Genomic DNA, 18,118 nt, shown 5'->3' with positions numbered 1-18,118 from the left:
GCTTTGCGTCCATAGACATTTTCCTGTCCACAATAAACTCCATGCCCGCGTCAATGGAAGGGAGTTTATTTGCGAAGGATTGCCCGGCGGATACCGGATATATGTGAAATGGAGCTGACGATGAAACGAACTCTTGCTTTGACCTCACTGTTGCTCTCAGCAGGCCTGCTGAGCACCACCGCGCAGTCAGCAGAATTCGCCAGTGCTGATTGTGTGACTGGCCTGAATGAGATTGGCCAGATCTCCGTGAATAATATCTCGGGGAGCCCGCAAGACGTTGAACGTGTCGTGGCATTAAAGGCCGATGAGCAGGGTGCTTCATGGTATCGCATCATCCAGATGCAGGAAGATAACCATATCGACCACTGGCGGGTACAGGCCATTCTCTACGTGTAATCTCCCTCCTGATAAAAGCCACTTATTTTTAGTGGCTTTTCGTTTTTGCAAATTTTTTATCTTATAAAAAACAAAACAAGAACAATAAAATAACATTTTGTTACATTAATTCAGTAAACGTAATCCCCGCTCTGCCGTTGAAGAACCATACCTTTTCAATGATGAGCAATTTATGATCAACATTTTTCGCCGCGCAGGCCTGGGTGCGAAGCTGTCGCTGCTTACGGGCGTCAGTGTCGCCACGCTGTTTCTGCTTTTCACTTTTCTGCTCAGCCAAAAAGCCAGCCAGCAGCTTGAAGCCCTTGCGGTAGAAGATCTGCATAATCAGTCCACCGGCATGGTCGACATGGTGCAGATGTTTAACACCAGCCTGAGTGAAGAGGTTGAGAGCTATACCCGTCTGTTCACCACCTTTTTACCGCAGCCCCTGAACATTGATGCTTCCCAAACCCAGACAATTAACGGGCTCAGCGTTCCGCTTCTGAAAGGCGGAGATACCGGGCTGCATGAAAACAACACGCTTTCGGACGCGTTCCTGAACCGCACGGGAGCCATTTCGACGCTGTTTGTACGCAGCGGTAACGACTTTGTTCGCGTAGCCACTTCCCTGCGTAAAGAGAACGGCGAGCGGGCAATGGGTACCGTTCTGGATAACGCCAGCCCGGCCTTTGCCGCCGTCAACAAAGGTGAAGTCTACCGCGGCCTGGCGCTGCTGTTTGGCAAACGCTACATCACCCAGTACCAGCCGGTTAAAAACGCCGAAGGACAGGTCATTGCGATCGTCTTTGTCGGGGTGGACATCACCCACTCCTGGAACGTCATGCGTGAGAAAATCCTCAACCGCCGCCTGGGCGAGAGCGGTCACTTCTTCGTGCTGGATCGCAGCAACGGCAAAACGCGCGGGCAATACCTTTTCCACGCCAGCGAAGAGGGAAAACTGCCGAAGTGGGACGACGCGACGCAGCAGCAGCTTCTGAGTAATAAACCCGGCACGCTGGAGCGCGTAAGCGACGACGGTCGCACGCTGAAAATGGCTTATACCCCGCTGCCAGGCTGGAACTGGACTATCGTGGGTGAAGTGGATAAATCGGTGCTGCTCTCAAGCGTCACCGCCATGCGCGACGGTTTCCTCCTCGCCGGTACGGCCTTATCCATCCTGTTTGCTGGCCTGTTTGTAGTCCTGATTCGCCGGGTGCTGACCCGACCACTGCGCAATGTGATCCATCTTGCCCGGCAATATGCCGCAGGGGATCTCCGTTCCAGCCTGCCCGTGACGCGTCAGGACGAAGTCGGCCAGCTGATCGACGCCATCAACGGCATCGGTGGCGGCCTGCAAAAAATTGTCCTGCAGGTCCGCGAGGCCGCAGGCGAAATCCATTCAGGTACCAACGCGCTGGCCGCCGATACCGGCGAGATTTCAGAGCAGATCAACAAGCAGGCCAGCAGCGTGGAAGAGACCTCCGCCAGCATGGAGCAGCTGGCCGCCACCGTGCAGCAAAATGCCGCCAACATGGAGCAAACGCAGCAGCTGGTGGGTGAAACCTCGCTCGCGGTTCATCAGGGCGGTGAGACGGTCACCCACGCGGTGTCGACCATGGACGACATTCGCGAAGCGTCAAAACGCATCGCAGACATCACGCGCGTGATCGAGTCCATTGCTTTTCAGACCAATATCCTGGCGCTGAATGCGGCAGTGGAAGCGGCCCGCGCGGGCGAGCATGGAAAAGGGTTTGCGGTCGTCGCGCAGGAAGTTCGCGCCCTGGCGGGACGCAGCGCTAACGCGGTGAAGGAGATTGAACAGCTGATTGGCGATACGCTCAGAAAAGTGAGTGAGGGCCATGCGCTGTCTGAACAGACGCGCCTGGCGATGGATGACATCATCATTCATATCGATAACATCAGCCAGCTGGTCACCGAGATTAATCATGCCTCACGCGAGCAGTCCGCCGGGATCGGTCAGGTGAACCTCGCCATGACCCACATTGGCGAAGCGTCGCATATCAATGCCGATCGCATCTCACGCAGCGAACAAACGGCTCAAACGCTGCGCGAGAAGGGTTCACACCTGGCTCAACTGGTGAGTCTGTTCCAGCTAAAAGGCTAGCCGACTCTGCCCGTCGCACGCAGCAGCAGGTCACTTTGCACCTGCTCGCTCATCACCGTTCCGCCACGGGTATCCAGCATCATGCGGCACCACGCCTGCGCCACCGGGGGCGACGCGTGCCGCAGCATTTCGCTCCCGGCACTCAGCAAGAAAAGCTGCTGGGCGATCTCCCGCCCCTGCGCCTCCTGCGGTTTACGCAGTTTTTGCTGAAGCTGTCGCCAGCTGCGGTCGAAGTGTCTGTCCTGCCCTTTGACCTGTGCAAACTCATCGGCAAGCCGATCGTGTATACCCGGCTGCTTCGCCAGCACGCGCAGCACGTCCAGGCACATGATGTTACCGGACCCTTCCCAGATGCTGTTCACCGGCATCTCGCGATACAGGCGGGGAAGTTCGCTCTCCTCGCAGTACCCGACTCCCCCCAGCACCTCCATCGCTTCAGCCACAAACGGGATGCCCGCTTTGCACACGCTAAATTTCGCGGCCGGGGTAAACAGCCGTGCCCATGCCGCCTCCTGCGGATCCGCGCGTTTATCCCACGCCCGCGCCAGGCGGAACAGCAGCGCCGTTTGTCCCTCCAGCACCAGCGCCATCCGGCTTAACACTTCGCGCATGAGCGGCTGATCGATAAGATTTTTGCCGAAGGTCTGGCGCTGATGCGCATGGTACAGCGCCACCGACAGCGCCCGACGCATCAGTCCGTGGCTGCCCAGCGCGCAGTCAAAGCGCGTCAGGCCGCCCATTTTGAGGATCTGCCGTACCCCTTCGCCTTCTTCCCCCAGCAGCCAGCCGGAGGCATCAAGGAATTCCACCTCGCTGCTGGCGTTGGAGCGGTTCCCGAGCTTGTCCTTAAGGCGCTCCAGCCGGACGGCGTTGCGCTGCCCGTCAGGTAAAAAGCGCGGCACAAAAAAGCAGGATAGTCCGCCCTTCGCCTGCACCAGCACGAGATGCGCATCGCTTTGCGGGACGGAGAAAAACCATTTATGTCCCACCAGCCTATAACTGCCGTCGCTGCATTTTTCCGCTTTGGTGGTGTTGCTGAGCACGTCTGAGCCGCCCTGCTTTTCCGTCATCCCCATACCGATCAGCAGGCCGCGCTTTTGCGCGCCGGGCGCAAGATGAGGATCGTAGCGATCGCTGAGCAGCGGCGTCAGCCAGTCGTGAAAGGGTTTGGGGAGCGCCTGCTGCAGGAGCGGTGTCGCGGCAAACGTCATGGTGACAGGGCACAGCGTGCCCGCCTCCACCTGAGCATGAAGCACAAAGCGTGCGGCCCGCGCGACAAACGCCCCTTTACGCGCCTCCTCTTCCCACGCCAGGTTATGCACGCGGTTGGCACACAGGCCCTGCATCAGCAGGTGCCATGCCGGGTGAAAGCGGACGTCATCCAGCCGCTCCCCGGTGGCGTCATAGCGAAGCAACTCCGGCGGATTCACGTTCGCCAGCCTGCCCAGTTCCAGCGATTCCGCCGTACCCAGCTGCTGACCAATGCTGGCGAGGAGTTCGATATCCCACTCGGCCCCTTCACGCGCGACCGCATCGCGCAGGGCGCAGTCCGAGAGGAAAAGGTTACTGTTGGAAAGCGGTGCAGGTTGATTGAAAACGGTATGGGTCTGCCAGTGCATGCTGTCTCCCTCCTTCAGTGGCAATGACGATAAGTATGGACAGACCGCGCACACGCTGCATGGGAGGGGAGTCACACGTTCACGATCCCGCTGATATCATTCGTGAAATAGCTCACAGAACATAAGAATAAACTATTTCATGACTTCGCTTTTGTTGAATAATTTATTCTTACCCTTTTCAGTGAGGATCGTTATGCAACCGGATGCGCACAAGCGAGCATTAATTGCAGGCTCCATTGGTAACTTTATCGAGTGGTATGAGTTTGCGGTCTACGGTTTTCTGGCGACCGTCATTGCGAAAAACTTCTTCCAGCTTGAAGGGGAAGCGGGGCTCACCAGCCTGATCCTCACCTACGCCTCGTTTGCCATCGCCTTCTTCTTCCGCCCGCTGGGTGCGGTGGTGTTTGGCCGCATCGGCGACCGGATTGGCCGTAAGCCGACGCTCATTATTGTGCTGGTGCTGATGACGCTCGCTACCGCCGCCATCGGCATTGTGCCGGTCTATGCCAGCATCGGGATTGCCGCGCCGCTCATTATTACGCTGCTGCGCATCCTGCAGGGACTTTTCGCTGGCGGTGAGTACGGCGGCGCGGTCTCGCTGATGACGGAGTTTGCCCCGCGCGGCAAGCGTGGGCTCTATGGCGCGTGGCAGTCCTTTACCGTGGCGCTGGGGCTGTTAGCAGGCGCAGGCATCGTGGCGCTGCTCTCTGCCCTCCTCACGCCGGAAGCCCTGCACGACTGGGGCTGGCGCATTCCTTTCTTCCTGGCGCTGCCCATGGGCGTCGTTGCGCTGTGGCTTCGTGTCAGTATGGAAGAGACACCCAGCTTTGTGCAGCAGCAGGATAAACCGGTTATCGCTCAGGCGGATACTGCCGCCACGCTCCGGGCCATCGTGATGGGGATTGGGCGCGTAATGGTCTGGTCTGCAGCGGGGTACACTTACCTGGTGATTATGCCGACCTATCTGCAGTCGGCGCTGCATACCGGGTTTAACCAGGCGCTGCTTATAGCGGTGATTTCGAATATTGGTTTTGCACTCACCATCATTCCGTCGGGGATCCTGAGCGATAGGATCGGGCGTCGCAGGGTGATGATTATCGCCACCGCGCTGCTGCTGATCCTCGCCCTGCCGCTGCTGAAAATTCTTCAGGCAGAGTCGAGTACGCTGGCGGTGAAGGCTGTTGTGGTGTTGATTGCGGGCGGTCTGGTCGGGATGCTGGCAGGGCCAGGCCCGGCGATGCTATCTGAGATGTTCCCGACGCGCGTGCGCTATACGGGGCTGGGGCTGGCCTACTCGTTGTCGAACGCGATTTTCTCAGGCTGTGCGGGGTTAATTATTACCGGGCTGATTAAGCAGACGGGTAACCTGGATATTCCGGCGTACTACGTGATGGCGACGGCGGTGGTGAGTATTTTCGCGCTGATGACGCTGCGGAAGGATGACCATTTGCGGTCGTTAGAGGAGTGAGTTTGTCACCGTCTGGTGCCCTCACCCCGGCCCTCTCCCACGGGGAGAGGGAGAAAACACAAAAGGCCGTCCTGTGGACGGCCTTGCTGTTTATTCTCCCCGCTGACGCACCGCTTCAAACAGGCAGATGCCCGTCGCAACAGAAACGTTCAGGGACGACACGCTGCCCGCCATTGGGATGCTGATCAGCTCGTCACAGTGCTCGCGGGTCAGACGACGCATGCCTTCACCTTCCGCCCCCATCACCAGCGCCAGACGGCCGGTCATTTTGCTCTGGTACAGAGTATGATCCGCTTCACCGGCGGTACCGACGATCCAGATGTTCTCTTCCTGCAGCAGACGCATGGTGCGCGCCAGGTTGGTCACGCGGATCAGCGGAACGTTTTCCGCCGCGCCGCAGGCCACTTTCTTCGCCGTTGCGTTCAGCTGCGCGGAGCGATCTTTCGGCACGATCACCGCATGCACGCCCGCCGCATCGGCGCTACGCAGGCACGCGCCGAGGTTGTGCGGATCGGTAACGCCATCGAGGATCAGGAAGAACGGATTATCCAGCCCAGCGATCAGATCCGGCAGATCGTTTTCCTGATACTGACGGCCCGGCTTCACGCGGGCAATAATGCCCTGGTGAACCGCACCTTCACTTTTCTCATCCAGGAACTGGCGGTTCGCCAGTTGGATCACCACGCCCTGCGCTTCCAGGGCGTGGATCAGCGGCATCAGACGCTTATCTTCACGCCCTTTCAGAATAAACACTTCCTGAAAACGCTCCGGTGCGCGCTCGAGAAGGGCCTGCACCGCGTGGATGCCGTAAATCATTTCACTCATTGATGGTTCTCGTAAAAAGTATTTCCCCTCTCCCGGTTAGGGAGAGGGTCAGGGTGCGGGGAGACTTTACTCCGCCTGCTTTTTCTTGGCCGCGCGCTTCGCTTTGGTGGCAGCCGCTATTTTCTGCGTTTTCGCGGACGGTTTTTTCGCTGAACGGGCTTCTTTCTTCGCCGCCTTCGGCTTCTGTTTCTTCTCGCCGCGGAACGCGCTGTCCGGCTCGAAGTTTACCTTCTTGCCCGCCTGACGACGTTTACCGCCGCCCGGTTTACCGTTACCGGTTTTTTTCGCCCTTTCACGCTCGGTTTTCCCGACGTTACGCGGCGCACGCTCGCTGGAGATCAGGCTGAAGTCGATCTTACGGTCATCCATATTCACGGCTTCAACCTTCACTTCCACACGGTCGCCCAGACGATAGGTCTGGCCGCCAGATTCGCCAATCAGTCGCTGACCGACCTGGTCGAAGCGGTAGTAGTCGTTATCCAGGCTGGAGACGTGCACCAGACCGTCGATGAACAGCTCGTCCAGACGAACGAAGAAACCAAAGCCGGTCACGCTGGCAATCACGCCTTTAAAGACGTTACCCACCTGATCGAGCATAAAGTCACACTTCAGCCAGTCCGCCACGTCACGTGTTGCTTCATCAGCACGACGTTCGGTCATGGAGCAGTGCTGACCCAGCTGCAGCATCTCTTCCATCGAATAGTGGTAGCCACCGGTTTCGGTGGTGTTCCCTTTATGGCCCTGCTCCTGCGCCAGCAGATACTTGATCGCACGGTGCAGAGAGAGGTCAGGATAGCGACGGATCGGCGAGGTAAAGTGGGCGTAAGACTGCAGCGCCAGGCCGAAGTGACCGCGGTTTTCCGGATCGTAAATCGCCTGCTTCATTGAGCGCAGCAGCATCGTCTGCAGCATTTCTGCGTCAGGACGATCGCCAATGGACTCCAGCAGCTCGGCGTAATCGCGCGGCTCTGGCTTGTTACCGCCAGGCAGCTCCAGACCCAGTTCGGCCAGCACGGAGCGGAACGCGGTGATGGCTTCCGTCGACGGTTTATCGTGAATACGGAACAGCGCAGGCTCTTTGGCTTTCTCGACGAATCGTGCCGCCGAGATGTTCGCCAGAATCATACACTCTTCGATCAGCTTGTGCGCATCGTTACGCTGGGTCTGCTCGATACGCTCAATGCGGCGTTCTGCGTTGAAAATGAATTTCGCCTCTTCACTCTCAAACGAGATCCCGCCGCGCTCTTCGCGCGCCTGATCCAGCGTTTTGTAGAGGTTATGCAGCTCTTCGATGTGTTTAACCAGCGGCGCGTACTGTTCGCGCAGATCCTGGTCGCCCTGCAGCATATGCCAGACCTTGGTATAGGTCAGACGCGCGTGCGAGCTCATCACTGCTTCGTAGAACTTGTAGCCGGTTAAGCGCCCTTTGGTGGAGATGGTCATCTCGCAAACCATACAGAGGCGGTCAACCTGCGGGTTCAGGGAGCACAGGCCGTTAGACAGCACTTCCGGCAGCATCGGCACGACCTGGGACGGGAAGTAGACCGAGGTACCGCGGCTGCGCGCTTCGTTATCCAGCGGAGTGTGCGGACGAACATAGTAGCTTACGTCTGCAATAGCGACCCACAGACGCCAGCCGCCGCCGCGTTTTTTCTCGCAGTAGACGGCGTCATCGAAGTCGCGGGCGTCTTCACCGTCGATAGTGACCAGCGGCAGGGCGCGCAGATCCACGCGGCCCACTTTGGACTCTTCCGGGACTTCTTCGCGCAGGCTTTCGATCTGCTCTTCAACCGCTTTCGGCCAGATGTACGGAATTTCATGGGTACGCAGCGCCATATCAACGGCCATTGTGGTGCCCATGTTATCGCCAAGCACTTCGACGATTTTACCTACCGCTTTAGTGCGACGGGTTGGGCGCTGGGTGAGTTCCACCACCACAACAAAGCCCATGCGGGCGCCCATCACCTCTTCAGGTGGGATCAGAATGTCGAAGCTCAGACGGCTGTCGTCCGGCACCACGAAGCCCACGCCCGCGTCGGTAAAGTAGCGGCCAACGATCTGGCTGGTTTTTGGCACCAGAACGCGTACCACGCGCGCTTCGCGGCGACCTTTACGGTCAGCGCCCAGCGGCTGCGCCAGGATCTGGTCGCCGTGAATGCACATTTTCATCTGTTCAGATGAGAGGTACAGATCGTCCTTACGGCCTTCCACGCGCAGGAAGCCGAAGCCATCGCGGTGACCAATGACGGTCCCTTTCAGCAGATCGAGACGTTCTGGCAGCGCGTAGCACTGGCGGCGGGTAAAGACCAGCTGCCCGTCACGCTCCATTGCGCGCAGGCGGCGGCGAAGGGCTTCAATTTGCTCTTCACCTTCAATGTTCAGTTCAACGGCAAGTTCTTCACGATTGGCGGGTTTTTCGCGTTTTGTTAAGTGTTCAATGATGAACTCGCGGCTGGGGATAGGATTCGCGTATTTTTCGGCTTCGCGTTCCTGGAAAGGATCTTGTGACATGTCGGTTCCTCCGTTGTCAGCTCCGGTGGAAATTTTCTTCATTCCACCAGCAATAATTTATAAAGCGGTTGATTCTCTTCAACCAAATCGGCCAGCGTGTAGTTATCCAGTTCCTTGAGAAAACTTTGCACGGCCTTTGAAAGCGCCTTTTTCAGGCGGCAAGCGGGCGTGATGTGGCAGAACTCGCTGCTGCAGTTCACCAGAGACAGCGGCTCCAGTTCACGTACCACGTCGCCCACACGAATACTCTGTGCCGGTTTACCGAGACGGATCCCACCATTCTTCCCGCGGACGGCAGCAACGTATCCGGCACGACTAAGTTGATTGATTATTTTGACCATATGATTACGGGATACGCCGTAGACCTCTGTAACTTCAGAGATACTGGTCATCTTCCCCTCGGGTAACGACGCCATGTAAATCAGCGCACGTAAGCCGTAATCGGTGAAACTTGTTAACTGCACATCAACCTCAGGAAAAAAGGGAAAACGCGGTCAAACCGCAGAGATATTCATTAATGATGATAAACCAGCCAGATAGTTAGCGGCTAATTTATTTGACAGACGGGGCGAAAAAGCGGAGATCCAGGAGCGTTCGCCGGATGGCGCTACGCTTATCCGGCCTACGGGTCACCCCGCAGGCCAGCATTCACGAAGATTATGCGTCGAACGGGTCGCGCAGGATCATCGTTTCAGTACGATCCGGGCCGGTAGAAATAATATCGATCGGCACTTCGGTCAGTTCTTCAATACGCTTGATGTAATCCAGCGCCGCCTGCGGCAGGCCGCTACGCTCTTTCACACCGAAAGTGGTCTCAGACCAGCCCGGCATGGTTTCGTAGATTGGCTCAATGCCTTCCCAGTCGTCAGCTGCCAGCGGAGTGGTGGTCACTTCGCGGCCGTCTGGCATACGGTAGCCTACGCAGATTTTCACTTCTTTCAGGCCGTCCAGTACGTCCAGCTTGGTCAGGCAGAAGCCAGAGAGGGAGTTGATCTGCACTGCACGACGCACGGCAACCGCATCCAGCCAGCCGGTACGACGACGACGACCGGTGGTCGCGCCAAACTCGTTACCCTGCTTGCACAGGAACTCGCCGGTTTCATCAAACAGCTCGGTCGGGAATGGACCCGCACCCACGCGAGTGGAGTACGCTTTGATGATGCCCAGAACGTAATCCACATAACGTGGACCCAGGCCAGAGCCGGTCGCCACGCCACCTGCAGTGGTGTTAGAGGAGGTAACGTACGGATAGGTACCGTGGTCGATGTCCAGCAGCGTACCCTGCGCGCCTTCGAACATGACGAAATCGCCACGCTTGCGCGCCTGGTCCAGCAGATCGGACACATCAACAACCATACCGATCAGAATGTCAGCAATCGCCATGACGTCATCCAGCACTTTCTGGTAGTCAACAGCGTCAGCTTTGTAGAAGTTCACCAGCTGGAAGTTGTGATATTCCATCACTTCTTTCAGTTTTTCAGCGAAGGTTGCTTTGTCGAAGAGGTCGCCTACGCGCAGACCGCGGCGCGCAACTTTATCTTCGTAAGCCGGGCCGATGCCACGACCGGTGGTACCGATCGCTTTCGCACCGCGCGCTTTCTCACGCGCGACGTCCAGCGCCACGTGATAATCCAGGATCAGCGGGCAGGCTTCGGAGAGCAGCAGACGCTCACGAACAGGGATACCACGGTCTTCCAGACCTTTCATCTCTTTCATCAGCGCAGCAGGAGACAGCACAACGCCGTTACCGATGATGCTGGTGACGTTTTCGCGAAGAATGCCTGATGGAATAAGATGGAGGACGGTTTTTTCACCGTTGATTACGAGAGTATGGCCTGCGTTGTGACCGCCCTGGTAGCGTACAACATATTTAGCCCGTTCAGTCAGAAGATCAACAATCTTCCCTTTACCTTCGTCACCCCATTGGGTGCCCAGTACGACGACGTTGTTACCCATTTTTTTCAAAATCACCGTTTGCTTAAAAATGGATTCTACCATCGCTTTTTCAGATATACAGCACTTTTTGACCTCAAAATACGCCGATTGCGCCTACTTTTTGATCAGCCAATCGTTTTCCTCAACATGTAGTAGATCACGATGCCCGCAACCACAAGACCACCGCCAAAACGACGCAAAATATTATCCGGCAGTTGGCTCATCGTGGCGATCATTCGACGCCAGGCGCGTGGATAGAGCATCGGTCCAAGGCCTTCCAGCACCAGGACCAAAGCCAGTGCGAGCCAGATCGTTGAATTCATTTTTATTCCTTATAAAAGAAAACCACCGCTCCGTTAAGAGCGGTGGTTTGAATACTCAAACGAGCCTGAGTTTATCGCGTTGCGTTAGTCGGCGTCTTCATATAACGGAAGAAATCGCTGTCCGGGCTGAGCACCATCACATCCTGGTTGCTCTGGAAGCTATTCTCGTAAGCACGCAGGCTACGGATAAAGGCGTAGAAGTCAGGATCCTGGCTGAAGGCATCAGCGAACAGCTTCGCCGCTTCGGCATCACCTTCACCGCGCAGGATACGGCCCTGGCGCTCAGATTCCGCCAGCGTCTTGGTGACTTCGTAATCCGCTGCTGCACGCAGCTTCTCAGCCTCTTCCTGGCCCTGTGAACGGTGACGACGGGCTACCGCTTCACGCTCGGCGCGCATACGGTTGTAAATCGCCTCAGACACTTCTGCTGGCAGGTTGATCTGCTTGATTCGCACGTCAACCACTTCGATACCCAACGCAGCCATACTGTTCGGGTTGATCACCGGCACTTTACCGTTGGTTTCCGCCTGAACGCGTTCAGCCGCTTTGGCAATCGCATCGTCTGCTGCCGGGGTTGAAACTTCGTCTTCCGTGCCCGCGGTACCGGAGTTCAGGGCATCGCGAACTTCCAGGGTCAGACGACCACGGGAGTCGGTCACGATGTCTTTCACATCCAGACGACCAATCTCAGAACGCAGACGGTCAGAGAACTTACGTTTCAGCAGCACTTCTGCCTGAGAAACGTCACCACCGCCCGTTGCCAGGAAGTAACGGCTGAAATCGCTGATGCGCCATTTGATATAGGAATCAACGATCAGGTCTTTCTTCTCTTTGGTCACGAAACGATCAGCCTGATTATCCATGGTCTGGATACGCGCATCAAGCGTTTTCACTGACTGGATGAACGGCACCTTGAAGTGCAGGCCCGGCTCGTAAATTACCGGGCGTTTGTCGCCATCACGCACGACGCTGCTGAACTGGAACTTGATCCCACGCTCGCCTTCTTTCACCACAAAGATCGAGGTATAAAGCACGACCAGTACGATGACGATGATCGCAATAACTGACTTACGCATCCTTATTCCCCCTGACGCTGGTAGTCGTTACGCTGCGCGTTAGCACGGCGTTGGTCCATAATGTCACCATCGTTCGAAGAAGGCGTTGTGTTCGTGCTGGCGCTGCCTGTTGAGGCTGGCGGCAGACGCAGCAGGTTGTTCGCGCCGCTGGTGTCGCCTTTCGCTGCTGGCGCAGAACTGCCTTTCAGCATCTGATCCAGCGGCAGAACCATCAGGTTTCCGCCTTTATTGTCGTTAACCAACACTTTGCGGGTGTGGCTCAGCACTTTTTCCATGGTCTCGATATAGAGACGCTCACGGGTAATTTCCGGCGCCGCTTTATATTCCGGCAGGATCTTCGCAAAGCGAGCCACTTCACCCTGAGCTTCCAGGATGGTCTGCGTCTTATACGCGCGCGCTTCTTCCAGAATACGCTGCGCCTGACCGTTAGCGCGTGGCTGAACTTCGTTGGTGTACGCTTCTGCTTCACGGATGTACTGCTGTTCGTTTTCACGGGCAGCAATCGCATCGTCAAATGCGGCTTTCACCTCTTCCGGCGGACGCGCAGCCTGGAAGTTGACGTCCAGCAGGGTGATACCCATGTTGTACGGACGAATGGTCTCTTCCAGCTCGCGCTGGGTATCGCTACGAATAACGGTACGACCTTCGGTCAGGATACGGTCCATGGTGTATTTACCGATCACACCGCGCAGGGCGCTGTCGGTCGCCTGACGCAGGCTGTCATCGGCGCTGGTCACGCTAAACAGATAACGCTCAGGATCGGTCACGCGGTACTGCACGTTCATCTCAACGCGCACCACGTTTTCGTCAGAGGTCAGCATCACGCCAGAGGCGGCCAGCTCACGAACAGATTCCACGTTTACCGCGGTCACGTCGTCAATGAAGGTCGGCTTCCAGTTCAGACCCGGCTCAACCAGATGGCTGAACTTGCCGAAACGGGTGACCACGCCGCGCTCTGCTTCTTTAATGGTGTAGAATCCGCTGGCTGCCCAGATGATGACCACCGCAGCGGCCACGATGCCCACTACGCGGCCACCCATTGGCGCGCGCGAACTCTGAGTGGAATTGCCACCCGAGCCAGAACCTTTTCCTCCGCCAAGGCCACCAAGCTTCTTGCTCAGCTTGCGGAAGATATCATCCAGATCCGGCGGCCCCTGCTCGCGACCACCTTTGTTGCCATTTCCCTCAGAGTTGCCGCCAGGTTTGCTGCTTCCCCACGGGTCGCGGTCTTGTCCGTTATTACCGGGCTGATTCCACGCCATGTATATGCTCCATATTTGTTATGCAAGGGCGAATTATTCAGGCATCCCCTTTCTGATCAGACGATATAGTCGACCAGCGCAGGTTCTTGTTTACAGAGGCGACGCCAGTCAACGATCGGCATACGCACCTGCATCCCCACGCTGCCGTCATCCTCCATCCACTCTTTTTCTATCGCCTGAAGCTGATAAAACCGGCTGCGCAGCCTGCCTTCCTGTGGCGGCAGTCGCAGCGTGTGCTGAGCTACCTCACCGGAAAGACGTTCTGTCAAAGCCTGGAAAAGCAGTGGCACACCAATACCGGTCTGGGCAGAAAGCCAGACCCGAATCGGTTTGTTCTCTTCATCTCTGTCGATACGCGGTTCGAAATCGTCCAGCATATCGATCTTATTCATGACCAACAGCGTTGGGATCTCATGGGCGTCGATCTCTTCGAGCACCACGTTTACCGCGTCGATGTTCTCCTGCACGCGCACGTCTGCCGCATCAATCACGTGCAGCAGCAGAGTCGCCTGTCGCGTCTCCTGCAGGGTGGCTTTAAACGCCGCCACCAGGTCATGCGGCAGGTGGCGGATAAACCCTACGGTATCCGCCAGCACCGTTTCACCGACGTCTGCAACGTCAATACGGCGCAGCGTAGGGTCCAGGGTCGCAAACAGCTGGTCTGCGGCATACACCTGGGCCTCGGTTATCTGGTTAAACAGGGTGGATTTACCGGCGTTGGTATAGCCCACCAGCGACACCGTCGGGATGTCGGCTTTCGTTCGCGCCCGACGTCCCTGTTCACGCTGTTTCTCTACACGTTCCAGACGTGAGAGGATCTGGGTAATTCGGCCACGCAGCAAACGACGGTCGGTTTCGAGCTGGGTTTCACCCGGGCCGCGCAAACCAATCCCGCCTTTTTGTCTTTCAAGGTGTGTCCAGCCACGCACCAGACGCGTTGCCAGATGGCGCAGCTGCGCCAGCTCAACCTGCAGTTTCCCTTCGTGGGTACGTGCACGCTGAGCAAAAATATCTAAAATCAAACCCGTGCGATCGATAACACGGCATTCGCAAAGGGCTTCCAGGTTACGCTCCTGGGCTGGAGACAGCGCATGATCAAACAACACGACTGACGCGCCGGTTGCTTTTACGGCATCCGCAATTTCGACTGCTTTACCTTCACCAACAAAATACTTTGGGTGCGGCGCTTTACGGCTACCGGTAATCACCTGCATTGCTTCGACACCGGCGGAAGAGACCAGAGATTCAAACTCCTGGAGGTCTTCCATATCTTTGTCTTGCGAAAAATAGATGTGTACCAGCACCGCCTGCTCACCGGCATCATAACGGTCAAACAAGCGTAAACCTCTCTAAAAAGATCAGCGGGGAACGCAGGATCCCTGGCTCCCCGTGTGGATAACAGTGCGAAACCTTATTCGGTTTCGTCGCTGTCCTGCGCCGGCGTTGAAGAGCCCTGCGCGCTGCTGCCATGATGGTAGTTACTACCAGTGCCGCCGCCAGCGTTATTGCTGTGATGAGATACCGGACGGGACGGAACAACAGTAGAAATAGCGTGCTTGTAGACCATCTGACTGACCGTGTTTTTCAACAGAATCACAAACTGATCGAAAGACTCAATCTGACCTTGCAGCTTAATACCATTCACCAAATAAATAGAAACTGGAACACGTTCCCGACGCAATGCGTTCAGGAACGGATCTTGTAAAGATTGCCCCTTAGCCATTCTATCTTTTCCTTATATGCTTGTTTTGTACTTAGAACCTTGCGATTCTGAAAAATTGCGCACGATACGTCTCAATTGTACACATTCAGTGAGCGATATCACCAACAACCTCAATCACTTCGTTTAACGCCTGTTGCGGTTTTTCACTGTCTAACCAGTGAACGCCGTCCCAACCGCGCAACCAGGTGATCTGGCGCTTCGCTAACTGTCTCGTGGCGCAAACACCTCTATAAACCATTTCATCGTATGAAATCTCACCTTCAAGATACGACCACATCTGGCGGTATCCCACACAACGAATGGAAGGCATGTCCGTATGCAAATCTCCACGGGCAAATAACGCCCGCACTTCTGCTTCAAAATCTGAAGCTAACATCTGATGAAAACGCTGCTCAATTCGCTGATGGAGCAGTTCACGGCTCGCCGGGGCGATGGCGAACTGATGCACCTGATACGGCAGAGCGTCTCCTGACGTTTGCGTCAGTTCCGTTAAAGTTTTACCCGAAATGAAAAAAACTTCCAGTGCCCGGGAAAGCCTTTGCGGATCATTTGGATGGATCCGTGCTGCGGCAACCGGGTCAATTTCCGCCAGTTGCTGATGCAAAACGTCCCAACCCTGCTCTGCCGCCTGCTGCTCAATTTTCGCTCTTATTTCCGGATCCGCGGATGGCAGGGGTGACAACCCCTCCAGCAACGCCTTGAAATAGAGCATGGTTCCGCCAACCAACAGCGGTATACGTCCCGCCGCCGTTATCTCGGCCATCTCGGCTAAGGCATCCCGGCGGAAATCCGCTGCGGAGTACGCCTGAGCCGGGTCGAGAATATCCAGCAAACGGTGCGGTGCCGCACGCAGCTCTTCTGCGTCAGGCTTCGCCGTGCCGATGTCCATCCCCCGGTAGATGAGGGCGGAGTCGACGCTAATCAACTCTACAGGCAAAACTTTACGCAACTCAATGGCGAGCGCCGTTTTGCCGGAGGCCGTTGGGCCCATTAAAAAAATTGCCTTAGGCAGGCTCGCCTTACTTGCGTCAATCATGTTTCAGGGCGTTCATCGCCGTTTGTAAATCAACAGGTTGTAATAACCCACCCGGCGGCGTTTTCACCAGATGCGGACAGAGGCGTTCCACCTCCGCCAGCACGCTAATGGCCTGCGCCATACTCCACGGCGTGTGTTCGCTTGCCAGATGGCGGGCGATCCACTGCGCGGTGTTGGCGGCATCAAACGCTGTTTGCTGCGCCAGGTAGCCTATCAGTTCAGGAATCAAGTTTTGTAAATTTTGTTGGCGTAAGGGTAAAGGCACTGCACGAATTGTCACATGTTGTGGTTCGAGCACAGTTTCAATACCCATCTGCGCCAGCTGCGACTCGGCGCGCTGCAATACCCTTGTTTCATCAGGGGATATTTTCAGGCGAACCGGAATTAACAACGGCTGCGCGCAGGCGGCATTTTCGCCAGGCGTGAGCTGCACCTGCTTAAGCCAGCGTTCGGCGACCGGCAGTGCCAGAAGCATCAATTTGCCGTCACGCTCAAGCAGTGCCATATCCGGCGCGATAATCGTCAGCACCCGGCCAAAACTCTGGCTATGGCCGTCCAGAGAAGGCTGAGCGGCCGGAATGTGCTCTTTACGTTCCACGGCTGGCGTTTCCAGCAGCTTGCGGTACAACGCGCCCTGCTGCTTCTGATAGCCAGGCTGGGCATTCGGATAGTTCGCGCCCGTTGGACGCGGCGCGCTACCAGCCGGGGAGTAACGCGGGGCTTCCGGTTCACGCGCAACGGCAGGCTCCGCAAAATGGTTGCGCCCTGCCGCCACACGGTTTTCGGGCAGCGGACGCGGTGCAGGAGCGTCGTTCTCCAGCGGCAGCGTTGGCTCTGCCTGCTGCTGCAACACGGTGGCCACGCCCTGATAAATGAAGTCGTGAACCAGACGCGACTGGTGGAACCGCACCTCATGCTTGGCGGGATGGACGTTCACATCCACCTGATGGGGGTCGATGTCCAGATAAAGGACGAATGCAGGCTGCTGATCGGCACCCAGTTTGTCTTCGCAGGCCTGGCGAATCGCGTGATTGATGAGACGGTCGCGCATCATGCGGCCGTTGACGTAGCAATACTGGATCTCCGCAAACGCAGCACTGCTCGCGTTTGGATCGGCAACCCAGCCGCGCAGCGCCAGATCGCCGTGCTGCCACTCAATGGCCAGGGCCTGTTCAAGGAACGGCGTACCGCAGATCGCCCCCAAACGGCGCTCTTTCTGTCCACCTTCTGCCACCGCGCGATACTGGCGCATCACCTTGCCGTTGTGGCTGAGGTTGATGGTGACATCGAATCGCGCCAGTGCGATACGCCGGATGATCTCGTCGATATGGCCGAACTCGGTCTTCTCGGTACGCATAAACTTGCGTCGGGCGGGGGTGTTGTAGAAGAGATCTAATACTTCAAGCGTCGTGCCGACAGGGTGTGCTGCGGGTTTAACCGTGACATCCATATCGCGCCCTTCGGCGTAAGCCTGCCAGGCTTCCTGCTGTTCGGCGGTACGGGAGGTCAGCGTTAAGCGCGAAACCGAGCTGATACTGGCCAGCGCTTCACCGCGAAAACCGAGGCTAATAATCGCCTCCAGGTCATCCAGAGAGGCAATTTTACTGGTGGCGTGACGGGCCAGCGCCAGCGCGAGCTCGTCTTTTTTAATGCCACAGCCGTTGTCGCGAATGCGAATAAGCTTCGCGCCACCGCGTTCGATATCAATATCGATGCGGGTTGCGCCCGCATCGAGGCTGTTTTCCACCAGCTCCTTCACCACCGACGCAGGGCGTTCCACCACCTCACCGGCGGCGATTTGGTTCGCGAGCTGCGGCGGTAGAACCTGAATCGGCATGAA

General features: G+C 56.8%; 15 protein-coding genes. 3 read left to right on the top strand and 12 right to left on the bottom strand.

Going from position 1 to position 18,118, the window contains the following annotated elements; translation table 11 throughout:
- Positions 1–108: 108 nt before the first annotated feature.
- Together yjfN and AC0TN7_RS06580 are read left to right on the top strand one after the other, a co-directional pair.
- Positions 109–396 carry a DUF1471 family protease activator YjfN gene (gene yjfN / locus AC0TN7_RS06585; RefSeq protein WP_032645202.1) on the top strand — a complete coding sequence of 96 codons (288 nt, stop codon included), beginning with the start codon at positions 109–111 and terminating at the stop codon, positions 394–396.
- 172 nt (positions 397–568) lie between these two features.
- The gene (locus tag AC0TN7_RS06580) at positions 569–2,500 is read left to right on the top strand and encodes a methyl-accepting chemotaxis protein (RefSeq protein WP_208763429.1); all 1,932 of its coding nucleotides are present in this window, start codon (positions 569–571) and stop codon (positions 2,498–2,500) included.
- On the opposite strand, the gene AC0TN7_RS06575 is transcribed toward AC0TN7_RS06580, so the two are convergent.
- A complete protein-coding gene (locus AC0TN7_RS06575) occupies positions 2,497–4,119 on the bottom strand; it encodes an isovaleryl-CoA dehydrogenase (protein ID WP_473701936.1) in 1,623 nt (540 codons plus the stop codon). The two genes, AC0TN7_RS06580 and AC0TN7_RS06575, sit on opposite strands and share 4 nt — an antisense overlap.
- Before the next feature lie 193 nt (positions 4,120–4,312).
- Between AC0TN7_RS06575 and AC0TN7_RS06570 the strand changes: the two genes are divergently transcribed.
- Positions 4,313–5,587, top strand: coding sequence for an MFS transporter (locus AC0TN7_RS06570; protein WP_024907329.1), 1,275 nt, complete (start codon positions 4,313–4,315; stop codon positions 5,585–5,587).
- Between the two features lie 90 nt (positions 5,588–5,677).
- Here AC0TN7_RS06570 and rlmB read toward each other — a convergent pair whose 3' ends face one another.
- The 11 genes from rlmB to mutL all read right to left on the bottom strand — a co-directional run bounded on the left by rlmB (position 5,678) and on the right by mutL (position 18,115).
- Entirely contained in the window at positions 5,678–6,412 is a 735-nt protein-coding gene (rlmB, locus tag AC0TN7_RS06565) for a 23S rRNA (guanosine(2251)-2'-O)-methyltransferase RlmB (RefSeq protein WP_024907330.1), read from the bottom strand.
- A 66-nt stretch (positions 6,413–6,478) separates the two neighbouring features.
- Positions 6,479–8,923 (bottom strand): ribonuclease R, encoded by a 2,445-nt coding sequence (gene rnr, locus AC0TN7_RS06560; protein WP_463726496.1) that lies wholly within the window; start codon positions 8,921–8,923, stop codon positions 6,479–6,481.
- A gap of 38 nt (positions 8,924–8,961) precedes the next feature.
- Positions 8,962–9,387, bottom strand: coding sequence for a nitric oxide-sensing transcriptional repressor NsrR (nsrR, locus tag AC0TN7_RS06555; RefSeq protein WP_463726495.1), 426 nt, complete (start codon positions 9,385–9,387; stop codon positions 8,962–8,964).
- 193 nt (positions 9,388–9,580) lie between these two features.
- A complete protein-coding gene (locus tag AC0TN7_RS06550; RefSeq protein WP_045268882.1) occupies positions 9,581–10,879 on the bottom strand; it encodes an adenylosuccinate synthase in 1,299 nt (432 codons plus the stop codon).
- 104 nt (positions 10,880–10,983) lie between these two features.
- Positions 10,984–11,181 (bottom strand): DUF2065 domain-containing protein, encoded by a 198-nt coding sequence (locus AC0TN7_RS06545; protein WP_003855996.1) that lies wholly within the window; start codon positions 11,179–11,181, stop codon positions 10,984–10,986.
- 71 nt (positions 11,182–11,252) lie between these two features.
- Positions 11,253–12,257, bottom strand: coding sequence for a protease modulator HflC (gene hflC, locus AC0TN7_RS06540; protein WP_024907333.1), 1,005 nt, complete (start codon positions 12,255–12,257; stop codon positions 11,253–11,255).
- 2 nt (positions 12,258–12,259) lie between these two features.
- Positions 12,260–13,519, bottom strand: a complete 1,260-nt coding sequence (gene hflK, locus AC0TN7_RS06535; protein WP_157188504.1) for an FtsH protease activity modulator HflK — start codon at positions 13,517–13,519, stop codon at positions 12,260–12,262.
- Between the two features lie 56 nt (positions 13,520–13,575).
- Positions 13,576–14,856 (bottom strand): ribosome rescue GTPase HflX, encoded by a 1,281-nt coding sequence (hflX, locus tag AC0TN7_RS06530; RefSeq protein ID WP_023310136.1) that lies wholly within the window; start codon positions 14,854–14,856, stop codon positions 13,576–13,578.
- Between the two features lie 74 nt (positions 14,857–14,930).
- Entirely contained in the window at positions 14,931–15,242 is a 312-nt protein-coding gene (gene hfq, locus AC0TN7_RS06525; RefSeq protein ID WP_023334248.1) for an RNA chaperone Hfq, read from the bottom strand.
- 85 nt (positions 15,243–15,327) lie between these two features.
- Positions 15,328–16,278 (bottom strand): tRNA (adenosine(37)-N6)-dimethylallyltransferase MiaA, encoded by a 951-nt coding sequence (gene miaA / locus AC0TN7_RS06520; RefSeq protein ID WP_032651346.1) that lies wholly within the window; start codon positions 16,276–16,278, stop codon positions 15,328–15,330.
- The gene (mutL, locus tag AC0TN7_RS06515) at positions 16,271–18,115 is read right to left on the bottom strand and encodes a DNA mismatch repair endonuclease MutL (protein WP_048989506.1); all 1,845 of its coding nucleotides are present in this window, start codon (positions 18,113–18,115) and stop codon (positions 16,271–16,273) included. Before mutL ends, miaA begins: the two co-directional genes overlap by 8 nt.
- Positions 18,116–18,118 lie beyond the last annotated feature (3 nt).

It is taken from the genome of Enterobacter sp. PL_is511 (assembly GCF_055816065.1).
The sequence above is the reverse complement of the archived record's forward strand: the minus strand, read 5'-3'. Positions and strand labels throughout refer to the sequence as shown.

Coding starts and splice junctions, on each gene's coding strand:
- hflK (WP_157188504.1), bottom strand. CDS start 13,519: ATGGCGTGGAATCAGCCCGGTAATAACGGACAAGACCGCGACCCGTGG.
- rlmB (WP_024907330.1), bottom strand. CDS start 6,412: ATGAGTGAAATGATTTACGGCATCCACGCGGTGCAGGCCCTTCTCGAG.
- miaA (WP_032651346.1), bottom strand. CDS start 16,278: ATGATTGACGCAAGTAAGGCGAGCCTGCCTAAGGCAATTTTTTTAATG.
- AC0TN7_RS06550 (WP_045268882.1), bottom strand. CDS start 10,879: ATGGGTAACAACGTCGTCGTACTGGGCACCCAATGGGGTGACGAAGGT.
- rnr (WP_463726496.1), bottom strand. CDS start 8,923: ATGTCACAAGATCCTTTCCAGGAACGCGAAGCCGAAAAATACGCGAAT.
- mutL (WP_048989506.1), bottom strand. CDS start 18,115: ATGCCGATTCAGGTTCTACCGCCGCAGCTCGCGAACCAAATCGCCGCC.
- AC0TN7_RS06575 (WP_473701936.1), bottom strand. CDS start 4,119: ATGCACTGGCAGACCCATACCGTTTTCAATCAACCTGCACCGCTTTCC.
- AC0TN7_RS06545 (WP_003855996.1), bottom strand. CDS start 11,181: ATGAATTCAACGATCTGGCTCGCACTGGCTTTGGTCCTGGTGCTGGAA.
- hfq (WP_023334248.1), bottom strand. CDS start 15,242: ATGGCTAAGGGGCAATCTTTACAAGATCCGTTCCTGAACGCATTGCGT.
- AC0TN7_RS06570 (WP_024907329.1), top strand. CDS start 4,313: ATGCAACCGGATGCGCACAAGCGAGCATTAATTGCAGGCTCCATTGGT.
- yjfN (WP_032645202.1), top strand. CDS start 109: ATGGAGCTGACGATGAAACGAACTCTTGCTTTGACCTCACTGTTGCTC.
- AC0TN7_RS06580 (WP_208763429.1), top strand. CDS start 569: ATGATCAACATTTTTCGCCGCGCAGGCCTGGGTGCGAAGCTGTCGCTG.
- hflC (WP_024907333.1), bottom strand. CDS start 12,257: ATGCGTAAGTCAGTTATTGCGATCATCGTCATCGTACTGGTCGTGCTT.